This is a genomic window from Devosia sp. GW821-FHT12F11 (genome assembly GCF_058806655.1).
On record NZ_JBXAPX010000011.1, the window covers coordinates 54,791 to 72,503 of the forward strand.

Below are 17,713 nucleotides of genomic sequence, written 5' to 3' on the forward strand. Positions count from 1 at the left end.
GAACGGCGGGGCTCGGCACCGCTCCCCAGGTACGGCGGTCTCGCTCTATGTCGGCGCGAGACTGTCCTAATGGTGGAGTGCATCCAGCGTTAGTGAAAGGTAAAGGCAGCGCCGCCAAGAAACCGGCTGCAACGTGGCGCTGCTGCGGATCGCCTTGGGCAAGCGGCATTTCCACCGTTATTTCACTGGCGCGAAAACGATACATGAGATCTGTCCGTATTTCTGTCGCAATTCATTTCTCATTCTGCGTCTGTGGGGTCGTTACCGACTCCGGGGCCGATCGACCAGAATGTTGCCTTGATCACCCTCCGCGCCTGATGTAGCGTTCGGATGCGTCGGCAATATCAATGATGCGTCTGTACGAATTCGTACAGTTTGACAGAAGTATTGAGTGGCGTTTGGGGCGTATTGCAGGGAAAGCCTGCTACTACCTTGAGGCACATCGCCGAACAACAAGCAGTTGCGGGGCTCGGCGAGCAACCAGGTGGCAGAAGCCGCCAGCGCACTGACCGCTGCCTGACAGGGGCAGCGGCGGCGCGAGAGGGAATCTGCGGGGGGCGCAGTTTCACCTGACATTGGTGTTTTTGGCATGAGCAGTTGCCCATGACCATTTGTTGCGGCGCGTCGCGCCGGCCCCTGAGTAGGGAAACAACTGGCGGGGTGCTGCGCAAAGCAGGAGCGCAGTCGCTTGTCTTTTCTGTCACCGCGGTTCGAGAACGGCCTGCTGTCGCGACTATCCGAACAGGACCTGGCGCTGCTGGGGCCGATGGAGCGGGTCGACCTTGCGCCGCACAACGCACTCGAAGTGGCCAACCGCAGTGTCGAGTCGATCTACTTCATCGAGCGCGGCTTTGCCTCGGTGGTGGCTGACGACGCCGATGGCGGCATCATCGAGGTGGGCCTGATCGGGCCGGAGGGCATGACTGGCCTGGCGGTGGTGCATGGGGTCGAAAAGACCCCGTTCAGCACGGTGGTGCAGGGTGGCGGCAGCGCGGTGCGCATCGACCCCGAGCACCTGCGCGCGGCGCTCGCCGACAGCCCGTCCCTGCATCAGCTGTTCATGCGTTACGCGCAGGCGTTCGCGGTTCAGGTCGCCTCGACCGCCTCGGCCAATGGCCGGCTGCTGCTGGAGCAGCGGGTGGCGCGCTGGCTGCTGATGGTGGGCGACCGGCTGGGCGAGTCGTTCCAGATCACCCATGAATTCCTGTCGGTGATGCTGGCGGTGCGTCGCGCCGGGGTGACCCGCGCCCTGCAGGACCTCGAGGCCCGCGGGTTGATCCGCACCATGCGCGGCGTGGTGGCGATCGTCGATCGCGCCGGCCTCACCGAGTTCACCAATGGCGCCTACGGCCTCGCGGAAAGGGAGTATGCCAACCTGCTGGGCCCGGAAAGCGAGCCGGAGCTGGTCGAGCCGCGGCAGCCGAAATATTACCGCAAGGTGAGTTATTAGCTGAGGTTAACTGCTGGACCGAGCAGCCGGCGCACCGAATGCGAAGGGCTCCTTCCGGAGCCCTTTTTTTCATTTCGCGGATCTCGTCGCCCTACTTCGCGATAATCATCGCCTCAAGCTTCGCCACATCCGTCGGCAGCTCTGTGTCGCCGGCCATGAGGCCGTTGACCGAGAGGATGTAGGCCACGAGATCGGCGTAGGTTTCGTCGCCCAGTTCGCCCGGGCGTGAGGGCGGCATGCGGTCGTGGACGTGGGTGTAGAGCGCGCCCACGGTCTGGCCCACCCATTTGCCCTCGAAATAGGGGCCGGCCAACGGCGGGCCGTAATTGGCGCTCACCAGGTCCGGACCGTGGCAGGAGACGCAGTTGGCATCGTAGGCCGCCTTGCCGCGCGCCGCCTGCTCGGCGGTGAAGGTCGCCGGCTCCCCGGCCGCGACGGTGCTTGCTGCCGCCTCGGCAGCCGGGGCCGCCTCGGTGGTGGTCGCTGCCGCCGCGCCGTCGCCTTCGCCGGCATAGGTGTAGACGAGGATGGCGCCCGGGTTCTTGAGCTCGGTGCCGGCGCCGCCGTCCATGGTGCCGACGAGGCCGCTGACATCGGTGGCTACGTACATGGTCTTCATGTCGGGGCTGAGCGCCATGTCGCGCAGGCGGTTCTCGGATTGGAAATAGCGCTCGATCGGGCCGGCGATGGTCTTGCCGTCGGGCCCAAGCGGCACGCGATAGATCGAGCCGCGCTTCAGCGTGGTGACCAAGAGCGAGTTCTCCCAGCCCGGAATGCCCTCTCCCGCTTTGGGGAAATAGGCTTGCATCGACGAGGTGGCGACGGTCGGCCAGCAGATGAAGTCGATGCCGCCGCAGGCCGGGTCGGTGAAATCCCAGTCGCTGGGGACGGTGAACAGCGTTGCCAGCGGATCGTGCTGCTGGCCCGGCCAATCGGTTTCGTTTTCGACCGGCACCGAGGGGTCGATGGTGATATCGGAGAAGGTCAGTTGCGCGCAGGGCGTGGTGGCCAGATCCCAGCGGGCCATCTGGTAGGCCTTGTCGTCCTTGAAGCCGACGACATGCGGCCAGCCATAGTTATCGCCGCCAACCAGCACGTTGACCTCGTCATCGGTCTTCGGACCCTGCTCGGAGGCGTAGAGCGTGCCGTCCGGGCCGAAATCGATGCCCTGCATGTTGCGGTGGCCATAGGTGAAGACGTGACTTCTGACGCCATCGATCTCGGGGTTGTCCTCGGGGATCGAGCCGTCGAGATTCAGCCTGAGCGATTTGCCCTGATAGGCGATCCAGTTCTTGGCCGAGAGCTCATCGGCGGTCGGCAGGCGCTGCGCCTCGATCGGGATGCACCAGTTGCCGAGCTGGCCCTTACCGCCATCGCCGATGGTGTAATAGAGCTTGCCGTCCGGGCCGAATTTCAGCCGGCCGGAATTGTGGTCGTTCTGGCCGGGCATGCCGGAGATGATCACCTGCGGATCGCTGAGCGTGCCGGTGGCTTTGTCGTAGCTCAGGCGGACGATCTTGGCGAAGAGGTTGGCGTAGGGGCTGAACGGGTCCTTGACCCACTCATGCTTGGGCAGCTCTTTGTCCACATAGGTATAGGCGGCATAGACGTAATCGTTGCCGGTATCCTTCAGGAGGCCGGGGTCGAGCGCCATGCCGAGCAGCCCGTCCTGGCCGCCGGGGGCCGACACTTCCTCGATATCGATCGCCACCTGCTTGGTGCCGTCGGCCGGGTTGACGCGGGTGATCCTGCCACCGACGCGCTCGGTGACCCACAGCCAGTCATCCGGCCCCCAGGTGATCTCCCAAGGACCCTCGAGGTCATTGGCGAGTTCCTTCATCTCGAACTGCTTGGTGCCTGTCACGGCGGTGTCCGGCGCACCCTGTGCCAGGGCGGGGGCCGCGGCGCCGGCGATTAGTGTGGCGAGGGCGAACGTTGCGAACAGTCTCATGGCGTTGCTCCAGGGATGGACCGGCCGTCCAACCCGCGGCGGGGCGGGTTGGTTCCGGGTTTGGCAGTCTTAGCGAAAGCACCGTGTGGCGGGCGTTACCCGCCAAGGGCCTTATGGCTGGTCGTGCTTCCAGCCGAGGATGCGCTCGGCCTTTGACGAGTTGAAGAAGGCTTTGCGACCGCTGAGGTCGCCCTTGATCGGGATGCCGGGGAAGTACTTGGCGGCGGCCTCGAGGCTGGGGATGTCGAGGGTAGTGTCGGGGGCGACGATGTAGAACGCCTCGTGCCCCCTGAACTTGCCTTCGAGGCTCAACAGGCAGGCCCGCGCCGCGGCGTCGAAGCGCGTATAGGCGAAGAGGTGCTTCTTGGGCGAGGCCGAGTTGGGCGTGAAGTTGCGGGCCGCCAGCTCGCGCTCCGGCACCACCCAGTGGAAGCGCATCGAGGCGATGGAAATATCCTCCCAGCGGCGCGCGAAGGCGTCGGCCTGGGCTTCGCAGATCCATTTCGAGAGGCTGTAGGGCTCCTCGGAATAGTTGGCGTGCTCCTCGTCGATCGGCAGGTAGTCGTAATGCGGATCGCGGCTGTAGGAGTGGCCGATGGCGTTGACGCTCGAGGCCTGGCAGATGCGCATGATGCCGTTCTCGACGGCCGCCTGCAGAGCGTTGTAGCTGCCCACCACGTTGTTGTTGTGGACGACATGATCGGGGTGCCGGCCCGGCGAGGGGATGGCGGCCATGTGGATCACCGCGTCGCAGCCGGCAAAGGCCGCGACGAGCTTGTCATATTCATCCATGTCGGCCTGGATGAAATGCAGGTCCCGGGTTTCCTCGGTCTCGGGCGCCGCGACGCGGTCGATGCAGACCAGGTCGTGGCCTTGCTTGCGCGCCTCGGTGATGATGGCGCGGCCGACGCCGCCGGACGAACCGGTAAGTGCGATCTTCATTGTGGTATCTCAGCTCGAATAGACGGCTTCGTGGAGGCCGCGGATATAGCCGATGGCGTAGAGCCGGCCGAAGGCGGAATAGCCGGCGTTCTCGTTGCTGTCGCCTTCCACCGTCGGGACGTGGTCGGGGCGCAGCACGCCGTCGAAATCGATGTCCTTGTAGGCGCGCATGGTGGCGAGCATGTCGGTCTTGCCGGCGTCGTGCCAGGTTTCGTGGAAGTTGGTCGGCACGCCCTCGACATCGCGGAAATGGACGAAGCTGATCTTCTTCTTGCCGAAGCCCCGGATCACCTTGGGCAGGTCGTCGGTCATCAGGGTGAAGTTGCCCTGGCAGAGCGTGATGGTGTTGTAGTCCGACGGCAGCATGTCGACGAGACGCTGGAAGTTCGGCACCGTGCGCATGATGCGGGAGACGCCCTTGATCGGGGTGATCGGCGGATCATCGGGGTGCATGGAGAGCTTGACGCCGGCCTTCTCGGCCACCGGCAGCACGCGGCGCAGGAAGTACTCCAGCGTTTCCCAGAGCTTTTCTTCCGAGATCGGCGGGTTCGAGGTGATGCTGTCAGGCACGTCGTTGACGTTGAAGGCCGTCACCACCGAACCGCCGCGGCTGGGCAGCGCCATGTTGGTGCGCACCCAGTTGAAGTCGGTCATCCACTCGTAGCACCAGACCGGAATGCCGAGCTTGCCCATGTTGGTGATGAGCTCGCAGACCACGTCGATCTCGGCGTCGCGGCCCTCGAGGCCACGCTTGGCGAGGTTCAGCGGCGGACGGGCTTCGATGACGCGGATCTCGTAGCCGCCCTTTTCGTATTCGTCCTTCATGCGCTTGAGCGCCGAGAGCGACGACACGCGCTCATTGGCCTCGAGGCTGTCGAAGGGCAGGCCGGCGACAGCCAGATCGACCCCGCACTGCTTGGCGAGCTTCCAGACGGGGGAGTATTTCGGAGGGATGACCTCGGCGATCTCTAGCATGTCGATACGATCTCAAAAGTTGGTGCGGCAAATATCGGGCCGCGGTGGACGTAACTGTGCCGGCCGCTGCGAACGGCCGGCGCCATGACCTTGCAGCCCCCGCCCTGGCGGGGACGGGCTGTTGAAGGCACCCCTAGTGCGTTGGTGCCTCGGTGTGGAACTCGGCCTGCGACTCCTTGGAGCGGATCGAGTGCTGGCCCCATTTCTGATCGAGGTTGGGCCAGGGAATCGAGTCGACCAAGAGCCTCGTATAGGCGTGCTGCGGGTTGCGGATCACCGTCTCGACGTCGCCTTTTTCCACCACGTCGCCGCGATAGAGCACGGTGATGGTGTCGGCGACATGATAGGCGGTGGTCAGGTCGTGAGTGATGTAGATGATCGTCACGCCATGGTCGCGGTGCAGGTTCCTGAGCGACTCGAGGATGTTGGCGCGCAGCGAGGCATCCACCATCGACACCGGCTCGTCGGCGATCAGCAGCTTGGGCTTCAGCAGCAGGGCGCGGGCGACATTGATGCGCTGACGCTGGCCGCCCGAGAGCTGATGCGGGAAGCGGCCGAGCACGTCCTCGGGGCGGAGGCCCACCGCGGTCAGCGCTTCGTCCATCTTGTTGCGCGCGTCCTTGCCGGATTTGGCCAGCTTGAACTGCTTGATCGGCACGGTCAGCAGATGGTCGACGGTGTAGAACGGGTTGAACACCGCGAACGGATCTTGGAACACCGCCTGCACTTCACGGCGATAGGCCATGCGCTCGGCGCCACGGAGCGTGGTGATGTTCTTGCCGCGGTAGAGGATCTCGCCGGTGGTGGGGGTGATGAAGCCCAGCACCAGCATGGCCAGCGTGGTCTTGCCCGAGCCGGACTCGCCGGCGATGGTCAGGATGGAGGGATCGTCTTCCGGCAAGATCAGATTGAACTCCTTGAGCGCAATCTTGGCGTGTGAGGAGAGCAGGCCCCGCTGGTAGACCTTGGTGACGTTCCGGATTTCCAGAAGATTGGACATGGGTTCAATTCCCCTGGTCGTAGAGATGGCAGGCTACGAGCTGGCCGCCCGGCAGCACGTTCACCTTCGGCTTTTCGGTGCGAGAGCGATCCGAGGCGAACGGGCAGCGTGGGTGGAAAGCGCAGCCCGAGGGCAGCCGGAGCAGCGAGGGCGCGAGGCCCGGGATGCCCTTGAACTGGCCCTTGTTGTCGAGTGTGGGCAGGCTGGAGATCAGCGCCTGCGAGTAGGGGTGCTTGGGGCTGGTGAACATCTCGCGCACGGTGGCGAGTTCGACCAGCCGGCCGGCATACATCACCGCCACATGATCCATGGTCTGAGCCATCAGGCCCATGTCATGGCCGATCAGGATGACGGCCGAGTTGATCTCGTCCTGCACCTTGTCGATGGTCTCCATCACCTGGCGCTGGGTGACCACGTCGAGCGCGCTGGTCGGCTCGTCGGCGATGATCACTTCGGGCCTGAGCAGGATGCCGATGGCGATACAGACGCGCTGCTTCATGCCGCCCGACAATTCGTGCGGGTACATCTGGAAGACGCTCGGATCGAGATCCACCGATTTCAGCGCCCAGACGCAGCGGTCGTTGATGGCGCTGGCGCTCTCGCCGCGCAGGTGCGACTTGATGGCGTCGACCATCTGCGAGCCGACCCGCATCACCGGGTTCAGCGAGTTCATGGCGCCCTGCGGGATATAGGCGATCTTGCTGAGCCGCGCCTTGCGCATCTCCTCTTCGCTCAGCGCCTGCAGGTCGGTGCCGCCGACCCAGACATTGCCGCCTTCGATGCGCCCCGGCGGCTTGATCATGCGCATCATGGCGAGCGCCAGGGTGGATTTGCCCGAGCCGGATTCGCCGACCATGCCCATCTTGGTGCCGGCTTCGAGCGTGAAGCCGACCTTGTCGAGCGCGCGGGCGCGACCGAGATCGGTGTAGTAGGTGACGACGAGATCCTGGACGTGCAGGACGGGTTTCGCCGTCGCCCGGCCGGCGTTGCGTCCGGACGCGGTCTGAGTGCTTGCAAGGTTCATCGTCATTACTCCGTCCGCCGCACGCGCGGATTGGCCAGTTCGTCGAGGCCCATATTGATGAGGGCGAGCGAGGCGAGGATCAGGATCATCCCGACCGACGGGGCGATTGGCCACCACCACCAGCCGTTGAAGAAGGCGCCCTGCAGCTGTGCCGCCCAGATGATGTTGCCGAGCAACGGCTCGCGCAGCGGACCGAGCCCGAGCACGGCGAGGTAGAACGAGGCGAACACCGCCGAGAACACCTGGCCGACGAAGGCCGCCGCGATGAAGGGCAACAGGTTGGGCAGGATCTCCTTGAAGATGATGGCGATGTCGCCGACGCCCGAAAGCTTGGCGACCGAGACGAACTGTCGCTCCTTCATGGTCAGCACCTGGGCGCGGATCACCAGGGTTGGCCCCATCCAGGCCAGCATCACCACGATCAGCGCCATGGTGAAGATGGTGACGTCGCGCTTGTCGAGCGAGCCGGCGACGACCACCTGGATCAGCAGCACCGGGATCGGCGTCAGGATCTGGCAGACGGTGCGGATGGTCGAGTCGATCCAGCCGCCGAAATAGGCCGAGGTGAAGCCGAGAACGACGCCGATCAAAGTGCCCAGCCCGCCGGCGATGACGCCGATGACAGCGGTCTGCCACATGCCGACGACCATCGCCGCCAACAGGTTACGGCCGAAGAAGTCGGTACCGAACGGGTATTTTAGGCTGGGCGGCTGCTTGGTCGCCACCGAAAGCGGATAGGCCTGTTTCGGGTTGATGGTGATCAGGCCGATGACGGTGAACAGCACCAGCGCAATCAGAATGACCACGCCGACGGCGAGACCCCGGTTGCGGTTGAGGTAACGCAGGAACAGCGTGAAGCCGCTCGGCTGCTCCATCGAGGTATCTGCGGTCGCCGGTGAGGTTGCGGTAACGGTCGTCAATTTTCCGGTTCCTACTGGTTACGGACGCGGGGGTCGAGCAGCGGATAGATGAACTCGAGCACTGCCATCAGCACGGCGATGGCGATGGTGATGAACAGCACGATCCCGTAGATGACAGGGAAGTCGTTGGACCGGATGGCGTTGTTGAGCACTTGCCCCAACCCCGGAAGGCCGAAGAGCTGCTCGACGACAAGCGCCGACGTGACGAGGGTGCCCAACGCCAGCGCGAGGCCGGTAACCTGCGGCAACAGGGTGTTGCGCAGGTAGTAGTCGCGGAAGATGCGCCCACCGGTCAGGCCCTTGTGCTCGGCGAAGTTGACATAGTCCTCGCCCTGGATGGTGACACCCATGCCGCGCATCGACAGCACCCAGCCGCCGACCGAGCCGAGGATCAGCGCCAGCGCCGGAAGCATCTGGTGGCGCAGCACGTCGAGGGCAAAGTCCCAGGACCAGTTGGGCACGATGCCGATCGAATAGGGGCCGCCGAGCGGCAGCAGCTTCAGACGGAAGCCGATGAAGAACAGCAGCAGCACGCCCATGATGACGGGCGGCACGCCGGTCAGCAGCACGAAGGGGGTGGCAATACCGCGCAGCCAGCGTGGCGACTTGGGCCAGGCCGAGATGGCGCCCAGGAGGTTGCCGATGATGAAGCTGAGAATGGTGGTGAACAGCAGCAGAAAGAAGGTCCAGGGCAGGGCCTGGCTGATGATGTCGGTGACCGTCGCCGGATAGCGGTTCAGCGAGTAACCGAAATCCATCCGGATCACGTTGCCCAGATAGGTCCAGTACTGCTCGAGCAGCGGCTTATCGAGGCCGAACTGCTGGTTCATGTTGGCAATGAGTTTTTCGATGTCGCCCGGTGCGAAACCGCCAGAGCGCGCCAGTTCGGCGAAGCGTTCGCGCAGCGCATTGCGGGGGCTGAGGCGGGGGACGAAGAATACAATCGTGGATGCGGCCCAGATGACCAGAACCAGGAAGGAAAGGCGCTTGGCAATCAGCTTGAAGTTCACTCGGGTCATCTCCGGCACGGTGGCTTGTGGAGGAGTGCGCGCGGACGCGCACTCCGATTTTGGAACTTCAGCCTTTACTGCGCGCCGGTCGGCTGCAGCGAGGTGATGACCAAGAGGCCAGTGTGGGCCCAGAACGCGCCGTTGGTGCCCATTGCGGGGTTCGCGGCGGTCGGCCAGTTCTTCCAGTAGTGCTGGTTGTAGGCGATGCGGTGCAGCCACTGGATGATCGGGATGTCGATCTGGTCACGCCAGTAGATGCCCAGAGCCTTGGCGGCGCCTTCCTGGAACTTCGGATCGTCCGACGAGAGCGGGGCGATCGAGTCGAGGATTTCGTCGTACTCGGGGTTCTTGTAGCGCGAGAACCGGTTGTTGCCGGCCGAGGTGCCGATGGCTTCGCTGTACTTGCCGTGGAAGAGGTTCAGAGCCTCGAACGGGTCATAGAGCGATGCGCCGTGGCCGAACATGTAGAGGCCGGCCTTGCCGTCCGCCATGTTCTGGTAGGAGTCCGGGCCGAAGTTTATCGCGGCGTCGAAGCCGCCCTGGCGGAGCATTTCAACCAGGATCGGCACGATGTCGGAGTGGATGCCTTCGAAGCCCTGGATGGTGGCGTCGATGGTCTTGCCGTCCTTCTCCCACAGGCCGTCGCCGTTGAGCGTGAAGCCGGCTTCGCCCATCAGCTTGGCGCTCTCTTCGGTGTCGAACTTGCGCGGCTGGTACTGCTCCTCGAGCGCCTTGACGGCGGGCGAGTCAGCGAAAGCCTGCAGGTTCGGGTAGAGCGGGAACGGATAGATCGTCGCGATCGGAGCGCCTTCATACAGGATGTCGTTGATGACATCGCGGTTGATGACGAGGCTCATCGCACGACGGACCTTGGGGTCGCTGTAGGGCTCGAGCTGGGTGTTCATCCACAGCGAGTTCGGCCACCAGTCGAGGTAACCGAACGGCGATTCCGAACCGGTATGCGTGGTGATTTCCGGGTTCTGGGCAAGGATGTTGCCGATAACCGAGGAACGCATGTCGAGGGCGGAGTCGAACTCGTTGTTCACGACGCGCTGGGCGACGGTGTCCATCGAGACGCCGGTGATGTTGGCGATGATGACGCGCTTGACCGCCGGCTCGGCGATACGGCCGGCCTTAACGGCCCACCAGTCGGGACGGTAGTCGAAAATCTTCTGGTTGCCGTTCCACGCCTTCAGGTCATAGGGACCGGAGTGCGGGATATCGATCGAGCCGGGTTCCATGTTCACGTCGGGCTTTGATGACAGGTAGTCGGCCGGGACGATCGGAATACCGGTATCGAACTTCTCGGTCAGCACTTCGAACTTGAAGCGCGGCGCCGGGGTCTTGAAGTTCACTTTCACGGTCAGGTCGTCGACGATATCGGTCGAGGCGACGAACTGGCTGAAATGCGCGTTGTAGGGCAGCTTGTTGTTGTTCAGCTGGCCATCGAAGGTGAACTTGACGTCCTTGGAGGTGACGGGGGTGCCGTCGGACCACTTGGCGTCCTTGTTCAGCTTGATCTCGAGCGCCATGAAGGTGTCGTCGGTGTATTCCATGCTGTCGGCCAGCCACGGAACATACTCGCCCTTGAAGATGGCGAAGTACATCAGCGGCTCCCACATGAAGGCATTGCCTTCCTGGTGGGTGTAGCCGGGCAGGGCCCACGGGTTGGTGACGCCGATCGGCGAGGACAGCGCAACGCCCCAGCCGAGAACGACGGTCTGGTTGCGCGGCACGTCCGGAAGCGGAGTCGCCGGGGCGATTTCCTTGGGTGCTGTGGCAGCGAGCGGGCTTTGCGCCAGCACTGCCAGCGGCGATGCCATGACGCCGAGCGCCAGCAGTGCCGCTGTGATTGTTCTACGTTTGACCATGTGACAGAGTCTCCCTTGACTGTCGACGAAAGCTGAAGGTCGCCTTGAGGCGACTAATGTTTGAATTGTGGGTCCCATCGACCCGGCTAAGCCCCACACCTCCCCAAGATAATCTTGTTATCCTGCGATCGCTCTTTGGGTTCTGGTCGGTTCGGCCGGCCGGTGAATCGCGCGCCCCGGAGGCGCCTTCGATCTACGTTGATGCTGCGGGCCTGAAGGTTCGCCGATCCCCTGCTGGAGGATCGGGGCGGTACCAGCTTTGCAGTGGTGGCGCCGACCCCAGATCGGGTTTTCGGCGCGTCGGAGTTCGTCGGCTGCCTGAGGTCAGGGAGCCGCTCCGCCACTCATCGCGTTACGCTGGCACTGCCCATCGGACAGTCAGATCTTGCCCTGCGGCATTGGCTTGGCGTCTCCCCCACCAAAGCCGGCAACTCCCTCCAGAGCACCGGCTATTTCTCCCAATATTCTCAAGCGTTAGACGCGCATGGGGGTTGAGTCAACAGCTGGAATGGTAGTCCGGACGGCCCATGGGGCAGGAAATTCGCTCGACAAGTCGAAGCGCTTTGAATGTGCGGGGTTTTTTGGATTTGCGCAGGCTGTGTATCAATCGGCAAAAATAATGTGCGATCGGTACCAACTGCGTGCATCGGCCGGAGAATCTCGTCGTGCGCGGGCAAATCCACCGCAGAACGGTTCAGACGAAGCTGACAATGAGCCGCTGTTCGGTCCGTCCAGTGACCTCGCAGGGCCACTCGGCGTTGTCGGAACGGATCTGCAACTCGAACCGATCGGGGACGTCGAGAGTCGAGCTCAGGGCGAGTTCCGCGCCGTTCTCCCATAGCGAGCGCACCGTGCAGTCGGTCACCGCATGGCGGTTCATGAAGACGATGCGGCCGGCCTTCAGCACGCGTCGGCGTTCGGTCTGCGGCACGATGCTCGAAGGCTGCCAGACAGCACTGCGATTGCGACCTGCCCGCTTGGCGGAATAAAGCGCCTCGTCGGCTTTCTGCAGCAGGGCGTCGATATCGTCGCCCACCGGATCGAGGCTGGCGACACCGAGGCTGGCGCTCACTGCGATGGGCGGGTGGCTGCCGGGGATCTTCAGGGTGCGGATGGCGAGGCGCAGCTTCTCGGCCGCCTCATAGGCGCGATGCTGGTCGGTATGCGGCAGGAGCACGGCAAATTCCTCGCCCCCAAGCCGGCCGAACAGATCGGTGCGACGCAACTGGCTGCTCACCAGGTCGGATACCGCGGCGAGCACCTGGTCGCCCGCAGCATGGCCATAGGTGTCGTTGATCGACTTGAAGTGGTCGAGGTCGAGGGTGATGCAGCTCAGCGCACTGCGATGCCGGCGGGCCAGCGCAACGAATTTACCGGCTTCGTCCTTGAAGGCGCGGCGACTGGCGACGCCGGTAAGCGCATCGGTCGAGGCGAGGCGCCGCAACTCGAGTTCGTTAATGGCAACATGCGCCAACTCGGCAAGGATGGCCTTCTCGCGCGGACCGAAACTGCGCACCGTGGAATCGATGGCGCAGATCGAGCCGATATGGAAGCCGTCGCTGGTGGTCAGCGGGGCGCCGGCATAGAAGCGCACATGCGGGTCGCCGGTGACATAGGGGTTGTCGCGGAAGCGCTCATCGAGCGTTGCATCGGGGACGACGATCGGAGTGGGATCGGCCAGGAGGTGCTTGCAGAAGGCGCTCTGCAGCGGCACTTCATCGGTCGAGAAGCCATCGACCGCCTTGTACCATTGCCGGTGCGCGTCCATCAGCGACACGATGCCGACTTCGACACCGAGCGTCAGCTTGATCAGCCGGGCGATGCGGTCGAAGGCCTCTTCGCGGCCGGTATCGAGCACGTCGTAGCGGTCGAGCGCTGCAAGCCGATGACCATCGGCGGCCGGCTCGAACGCGTCGTCGTTGAGAAGTGCCTGACCCATACGCAGCGGACCCCGTTGCCAGTGATATCGTTATCGAGGTGAGGGGTTAAGCGGTCGCTAAAGCGAGGTTGCGGCAGCGATCACATCTTAAACGATGAGGGCGCCGGCTATGCCGACGCCCCCGTTATGCAGCCGTTGCCCCGGCGGGATCAGCCCTTGATGCCGGCCGACAGCATGATCGCTTCGGTCACCTTGCGCTGGAAGATCAGGTAGACGATGGCCACCGGCAGGCCGGCGAGGATGGCGCTGCCGAGGTCGCGGGCATATTTCACGCCGAAGGCGTCGGTGACCTGGGTGATGCCCACGGTGACGTTCATCATCTTCTCGTCGGTGACGGCGAGGAAGGGCCAAAGGAACTGGTTCCAGGCGCCGATGAAGGTAATGATGGCGAGGGCCGTGGTGATGCCCCAGTTCATCGGCAGGTAGAGCTTGAAGAACATCTGGAATTCGTTGGCGTTGTCGATCTTGGCAGCCTCGCGCAGCTCCTTGGGCACGCTGTCGAAGAACTGCTTGTAGATGATCACCGTCACCGGCCCGTAGACCAGCTGCGGCAGGATCACGCCGAGCCAGGTGTTGAACAGCTTGAACTGGCTGATCAGGACGAAGTGGTTCACGATCAGCGCCGGGATCGGGATCATGAAGCTGGCGAGGATGATCCACCAGAGGATACGGCGGCCGGGAAATTTCAGCTGGCTGATGGCGTAGCCGGCGAGCGCCGACATCATCACCACCAGCACCGTCACCGAAATCGCGGTCACCAGCGAGTTGATGTACCAGGTGCCGATCTTGGTGTTGAACAGCACGTGCGTATAGGCGTCGAGCGTGAAGCGCCTCGGCCACAGGTCGATGCCCGGTTGCACGATATCGTTCTCGACCTTCAGCGTGGTGACGACCGCCCAGTAGAGCGGGAAGGCCCAGAAGATGGCGCCGAGCACGGTGATGACGGTGGCGATCAGCCCGACAATGTCGAGCGTCTTGATGATCCGACGCTTGCGCGGGCTCATGCCCACGACTTCGCCGGCGGCCGGGGTGGTGGCGACGGAGCTCATTTCTCACCTCGGGCGCGGAGCATCTGGAACTGCAGGACGGAGAACACCACGATGATGAGAAACAGCACGACGGCGACGGTGGCGCCGTAGCCGCCATTGTTCTTCTGGAAGGCGCTGCGGTAGATCAGCTGCACCAGCCCCATGGTGGCGTCCGAACGGCCGCCATTGCCGAACAGGTAGACCTGGTCGAAGATCTTGAACTGGGCGATCAACTGGATGGTCAGGACCAGCACGGTCACTGGCCAGATCAGCGGCCAGGTGATGCGGGTGAACTGGCGCCATTTCGACGTGCCGTCGAGCGCTGCGGCCTCGTAGATCTCGGGCGAGATGTTCCGCAAGCCGGCAATGAACAGCAGGATGTTGAAGCCGATGGTCCACCACACGGTGATGAAGGCGACCGTCGGCATGAACAGCGGCAGGGTGCGGAATACCGGCACGTTCTCGCCGGCGACCAAGGCGATCAGCGGCTGCAGGATGCCGAACTGGCTGTCGAACATCCAGCCCCAGACGCGGAACACCACCGAGACCGGCAGGATGTAGGGAATGAAGAAGCAGGCGAGGATCAGCGACTGCATCCAGCCCTTCAGCCGGTTGACGCCAACGGCGATGGCGAGCGCCGTGAGGGTGGCGGGCACCACGGTGAGCACGACGAAATAGACGGTGTTCCAGAAGGCCACGCCGAACAGCTTGTCCTTGAACAGCTTGGCGTAGTTGTCCAAGCCGATGAAAGTGCCCGGGCCGATCAGCGGCGCCTTGTGGAAGCTCAGCCAGATCATCTGCAGCGTCGGGTAGATGAACAGCACGGCGTAGACGACGACAAAGGGCAGAACGAAAATCAGCGCCGCCAGCACCTCGTTGCGGTTGAAGCGTTTCTTGCGTGCCGGCAGCGGCACGTCGGTGGCGGTATCTGCGGCTGACATTGGTTCTGGCCTCCCTTCCCCTCGATAGCAGTCCGGCCGGCACCCGGGTGGGGGTGCCGGCCGGTGTGGAGATTATTCCACCTGACCCTGCAGGTCGTCGCGCATCTGTTCCATGGCGGACTGCGGATCGATTTCGCCGTTGATGGCGGGCATCAGGTAATTGCCGGCCGCGTCGTAGACCGGGGAAGCAACACCGGCGAGCACCGAGGAGGGATCGAACACGGCCGTGTCGGCCAGGATCGAGTAGGTGGCGTTCGGCTGCTTGGTCTTGAACTCTTCGCTGTTGCGGACCGGCGAGTAGGCCGGGATGTGGCCGGCATCGGCCCAGGCGAGGGAGTTCTTGTTCATCCAGGCGATGACCTGCATGACGGCGGCGCGTTTCTCGGCCGACACTTCATTGCCGACGCGATTGGGAATGGCGAAGGCGTGCGAGTCGGCCCAGGTAGCCGGGTGGTCGAAGAAGGTCGGGAGCGCGACCGCACCCCAGTCGAACAGCTCGCCCTTGGCCTTGAGGTCGGTCATGGTCGGGACCTCCCACACACCATTGATGTGCATGGCCGCCTTGCCGCCGGTGAACAGGGCGATCGAAGCGGGATATTCGGTGGCGCCCGGTGCGAGACCATCCTTCACCCAGTCGGCAACCACTGATGTGGCCTTGACGGCCTTGTCGAGGTTGTCGCCCGACAGGAAGTTGCCGTCGGCGTCGAGGAACTGACCGTCCTGCTGGCCGAGCAGCGAGTAGAAGATGCGCCACTGGCTGTCGCCAGCGGCCGAGTGGATCGACACGCCGTACTCGGCGCCGCCATCCTTGAGTTTCTGCAACGCCGCCTTGAAGTTGTCGACGCCGTCGAGGCCCTTGGGCAGGCCGTCATCGCCGAGCAGGCCGGCGGCCTTCAGCATGTCCTTGTTGTAGTAGAGGATGATCGAGTGGATATCGAACGGGATGGCGTACTGCTTGCCGTCGACCTGGGCGGCCTTCCAGTTGGAGTCGGCATAGTCGGCGGCTGAGAGGCCAGCAGCCGAGATCTCGTCGGCGGTGATCTCGCTGAGCGCACCCGAGGAAACGCCGAGCGGCAGGCGCGACAGGTGATAGGTCATCACGTCCGGGCCTTCGCCGATGGCGGCCGAGGTCTGGACCTTGGTGTAGAACGGGGTGCCCCACTCGAGGGTGGTGGCCTGGATTTCGATCTTGCCGGCGTTCTCGGCGTTGAACTTCTCGATCAGCGCCTTCATGCGGACGCCGTCACCGCCGCCGAGGAAGTCCCACCAGGTCACGACTTCCTGCGCCTGCGCCACGGCCGGCAGCAGCAGCGCCGTCGACAGCAGCGCCATCTTCAAAAACGACTTCATCATCATATTTCCTCCCATCGGGTTAGCTCCATGCGTAGGCGTTGCGGATCGGTGCGGACCGTCCCGGTCCCGAGGCCCTACGCATTGAGCAGTGGGTGGCCGTTCGGGACATTATTACTGACCTATCAAGTGATATGGATCAGGAATTCGGATGCATAAGGGCGTATCTACCCTATTGATGGATACGAGTTCAGCCGGCGCTGTAGGCGACGTCGCTGGCGTCGAACAGGTGCGACGAGGCCCCATCGAAATCGAGCTTCACCTGGTCGCCGACATTGATGCGCGACTGGCCTTCGTCCTCAGCGATCACCACCGAGTTGTCGGCGAGCCGCACATAGGCGAGGGTCCGCTCGCCCAACCGCTCGACCACATCGGCCTTGCCGCTCACCGCGCCGTTCGGCGAGACCCGCACCGACTCCGGTCGGATGCCGAAGGTCACCTTGCCGTCACTGGGCAGGCGGGACGAAGCGATGCTGGTGAGGATTTCCGAGTTGTCAGGCAGCCTGATCAACGCCTTGCCGTCGCGATCGGAGAGCTGCTGCACCGGCAGGAAGTTCATCGAGGGCGAACCGACGAAAGCGGCGACGAAACGCGAGGCCGGCCGGGTGTAGATCTCCATCGGCGTGCCGATCTGCTCGATCTTGCGATTGTTCATCACCACAATGCGATCGGCCAGCGTCATGGCCTCGATCTGGTCGTGCGTCACGAAGATCATGGTGGTCCTCATGCGTTGATGCAGCTGCGCAAATTCGATGCGGGTGCGGGCACGGAGGCCCGCATCGAGGTTCGACAGCGGCTCGTCGAACAGGAACGCCTTGGGGTCGCGCACGATGGCGCGGCCGATGGCGACGCGCTGGCGCTGGCCGCCCGAGAGCTGCCCGGGTTTCCTGTCGATCAGGTGTTCGAGCTCGAGCGTCTTGGCTGCGGCGGCGACGCGTCTGGCGATCTCTTCCTTGGGGGTGCGAATGTTCTGCAGCCCGAACGACATGTTCTCGCGCACCGTCATGTGCGGGTAGAGCGCGTAGTTCTGGAACACCATGGCCACGCCGCGCTCGGAGGGCGGCAGCTCGTCGACGCGCTTGTCGCCGATATGGATTTCGCCGCCATCGATATCCTCGAGGCCAGCGATCATCCGCAGCAGTGTGGACTTGCCGCAACCCGAGGGGCCGAGGAAGACCATGAACTCGCCCGACCCGATGGTCATCGAAACGTTCTCGATGACGCGGACCTGACCGAAGTGCTTGCTGACGTTTACGAGCCTGATATCGGCCAAATCGCGTTCCTCCCGGGTCGTCCCCGGTCCGCATGTCCC

General features: G+C 63.7%; 14 protein-coding genes. 1 reads left to right on the forward strand and 13 read right to left on the reverse strand.

The window, feature by feature from the left end; translation table 11 throughout:
- Nucleotides 1–688: 688 nt before the first annotated feature.
- Nucleotides 689–1,450, forward strand: a complete 762-nt coding sequence (locus AC1ROK_RS26205; protein ID WP_492852456.1) for a Crp/Fnr family transcriptional regulator — start codon at nucleotides 689–691, stop codon at nucleotides 1,448–1,450.
- A gap of 91 nt (nucleotides 1,451–1,541) precedes the next feature.
- On the opposite strand, the gene AC1ROK_RS26210 is transcribed toward AC1ROK_RS26205, so the two are convergent.
- The 13 genes from AC1ROK_RS26210 to AC1ROK_RS26270 all read right to left on the reverse strand — a co-directional run bounded on the left by AC1ROK_RS26210 (nucleotide 1,542) and on the right by AC1ROK_RS26270 (nucleotide 17,674).
- Nucleotides 1,542–3,401: a glucose/sorbosone family PQQ-dependent dehydrogenase gene (locus tag AC1ROK_RS26210; protein WP_492852458.1), complete on the reverse strand. Its 1,860-nt coding sequence runs from the start codon at nucleotides 3,399–3,401 to the stop codon at nucleotides 1,542–1,544.
- A 111-nt stretch (nucleotides 3,402–3,512) separates the two neighbouring features.
- Nucleotides 3,513–4,343: an NAD-dependent epimerase/dehydratase family protein gene (locus tag AC1ROK_RS26215; RefSeq protein ID WP_492852460.1), complete on the reverse strand. Its 831-nt coding sequence runs from the start codon at nucleotides 4,341–4,343 to the stop codon at nucleotides 3,513–3,515.
- A 9-nt stretch (nucleotides 4,344–4,352) separates the two neighbouring features.
- Nucleotides 4,353–5,318 (reverse strand): mannonate dehydratase, encoded by a 966-nt coding sequence (locus tag AC1ROK_RS26220; RefSeq protein WP_492852462.1) that lies wholly within the window; start codon nucleotides 5,316–5,318, stop codon nucleotides 4,353–4,355.
- 133 nt (nucleotides 5,319–5,451) lie between these two features.
- Nucleotides 5,452–6,318, reverse strand: coding sequence for an ABC transporter ATP-binding protein (locus AC1ROK_RS26225; protein WP_492852464.1), 867 nt, complete (start codon nucleotides 6,316–6,318; stop codon nucleotides 5,452–5,454).
- A 4-nt stretch (nucleotides 6,319–6,322) separates the two neighbouring features.
- Nucleotides 6,323–7,342 (reverse strand): ABC transporter ATP-binding protein, encoded by a 1,020-nt coding sequence (locus tag AC1ROK_RS26230; RefSeq protein WP_492852466.1) that lies wholly within the window; start codon nucleotides 7,340–7,342, stop codon nucleotides 6,323–6,325.
- 5 nt (nucleotides 7,343–7,347) lie between these two features.
- A complete protein-coding gene (locus tag AC1ROK_RS26235) occupies nucleotides 7,348–8,262 on the reverse strand; it encodes an ABC transporter permease (protein WP_492852468.1) in 915 nt (304 codons plus the stop codon).
- 11 nt (nucleotides 8,263–8,273) lie between these two features.
- Entirely contained in the window at nucleotides 8,274–9,272 is a 999-nt protein-coding gene (locus AC1ROK_RS26240) for an ABC transporter permease (RefSeq protein ID WP_492852470.1), read from the reverse strand.
- A 74-nt stretch (nucleotides 9,273–9,346) separates the two neighbouring features.
- The gene (locus AC1ROK_RS26245) at nucleotides 9,347–11,143 is read right to left on the reverse strand and encodes an ABC transporter substrate-binding protein (protein ID WP_492852472.1); all 1,797 of its coding nucleotides are present in this window, start codon (nucleotides 11,141–11,143) and stop codon (nucleotides 9,347–9,349) included.
- Between the two features lie 694 nt (nucleotides 11,144–11,837).
- Nucleotides 11,838–13,082 carry a GGDEF domain-containing protein gene (locus AC1ROK_RS26250; protein ID WP_492852474.1) on the reverse strand — a complete coding sequence of 415 codons (1,245 nt, stop codon included), beginning with the start codon at nucleotides 13,080–13,082 and terminating at the stop codon, nucleotides 11,838–11,840.
- 149 nt (nucleotides 13,083–13,231) lie between these two features.
- A complete protein-coding gene (locus tag AC1ROK_RS26255; RefSeq protein ID WP_492852628.1) occupies nucleotides 13,232–14,062 on the reverse strand; it encodes a carbohydrate ABC transporter permease in 831 nt (276 codons plus the stop codon).
- Between the two features lie 65 nt (nucleotides 14,063–14,127).
- The gene (locus tag AC1ROK_RS26260; protein ID WP_492852476.1) at nucleotides 14,128–15,051 is read right to left on the reverse strand and encodes a carbohydrate ABC transporter permease; all 924 of its coding nucleotides are present in this window, start codon (nucleotides 15,049–15,051) and stop codon (nucleotides 14,128–14,130) included.
- Between the two features lie 72 nt (nucleotides 15,052–15,123).
- Nucleotides 15,124–16,401, reverse strand: coding sequence for an ABC transporter substrate-binding protein (locus tag AC1ROK_RS26265; protein WP_492852478.1), 1,278 nt, complete (start codon nucleotides 16,399–16,401; stop codon nucleotides 15,124–15,126).
- 190 nt (nucleotides 16,402–16,591) lie between these two features.
- A complete protein-coding gene (locus AC1ROK_RS26270; protein ID WP_492852480.1) occupies nucleotides 16,592–17,674 on the reverse strand; it encodes an ABC transporter ATP-binding protein in 1,083 nt (360 codons plus the stop codon).
- Between the last annotated feature and the right edge of the window lie 39 nt (nucleotides 17,675–17,713).

Coding starts and splice junctions, on each gene's coding strand:
- AC1ROK_RS26210 (WP_492852458.1), bottom strand. CDS start 3,401: ATGAGACTGTTCGCAACGTTCGCCCTCGCCACACTAATCGCCGGCGCC.
- AC1ROK_RS26215 (WP_492852460.1), bottom strand. CDS start 4,343: ATGAAGATCGCACTTACCGGTTCGTCCGGCGGCGTCGGCCGCGCCATC.
- AC1ROK_RS26220 (WP_492852462.1), bottom strand. CDS start 5,318: ATGCTAGAGATCGCCGAGGTCATCCCTCCGAAATACTCCCCCGTCTGG.
- AC1ROK_RS26225 (WP_492852464.1), bottom strand. CDS start 6,318: ATGTCCAATCTTCTGGAAATCCGGAACGTCACCAAGGTCTACCAGCGG.
- AC1ROK_RS26230 (WP_492852466.1), bottom strand. CDS start 7,342: ATGAACCTTGCAAGCACTCAGACCGCGTCCGGACGCAACGCCGGCCGG.
- AC1ROK_RS26245 (WP_492852472.1), bottom strand. CDS start 11,143: ATGGTCAAACGTAGAACAATCACAGCGGCACTGCTGGCGCTCGGCGTC.
- AC1ROK_RS26250 (WP_492852474.1), bottom strand. CDS start 13,082: ATGGGTCAGGCACTTCTCAACGACGACGCGTTCGAGCCGGCCGCCGAT.
- AC1ROK_RS26260 (WP_492852476.1), bottom strand. CDS start 15,051: ATGTCAGCCGCAGATACCGCCACCGACGTGCCGCTGCCGGCACGCAAG.
- AC1ROK_RS26265 (WP_492852478.1), bottom strand. CDS start 16,401: ATGAAGTCGTTTTTGAAGATGGCGCTGCTGTCGACGGCGCTGCTGCTG.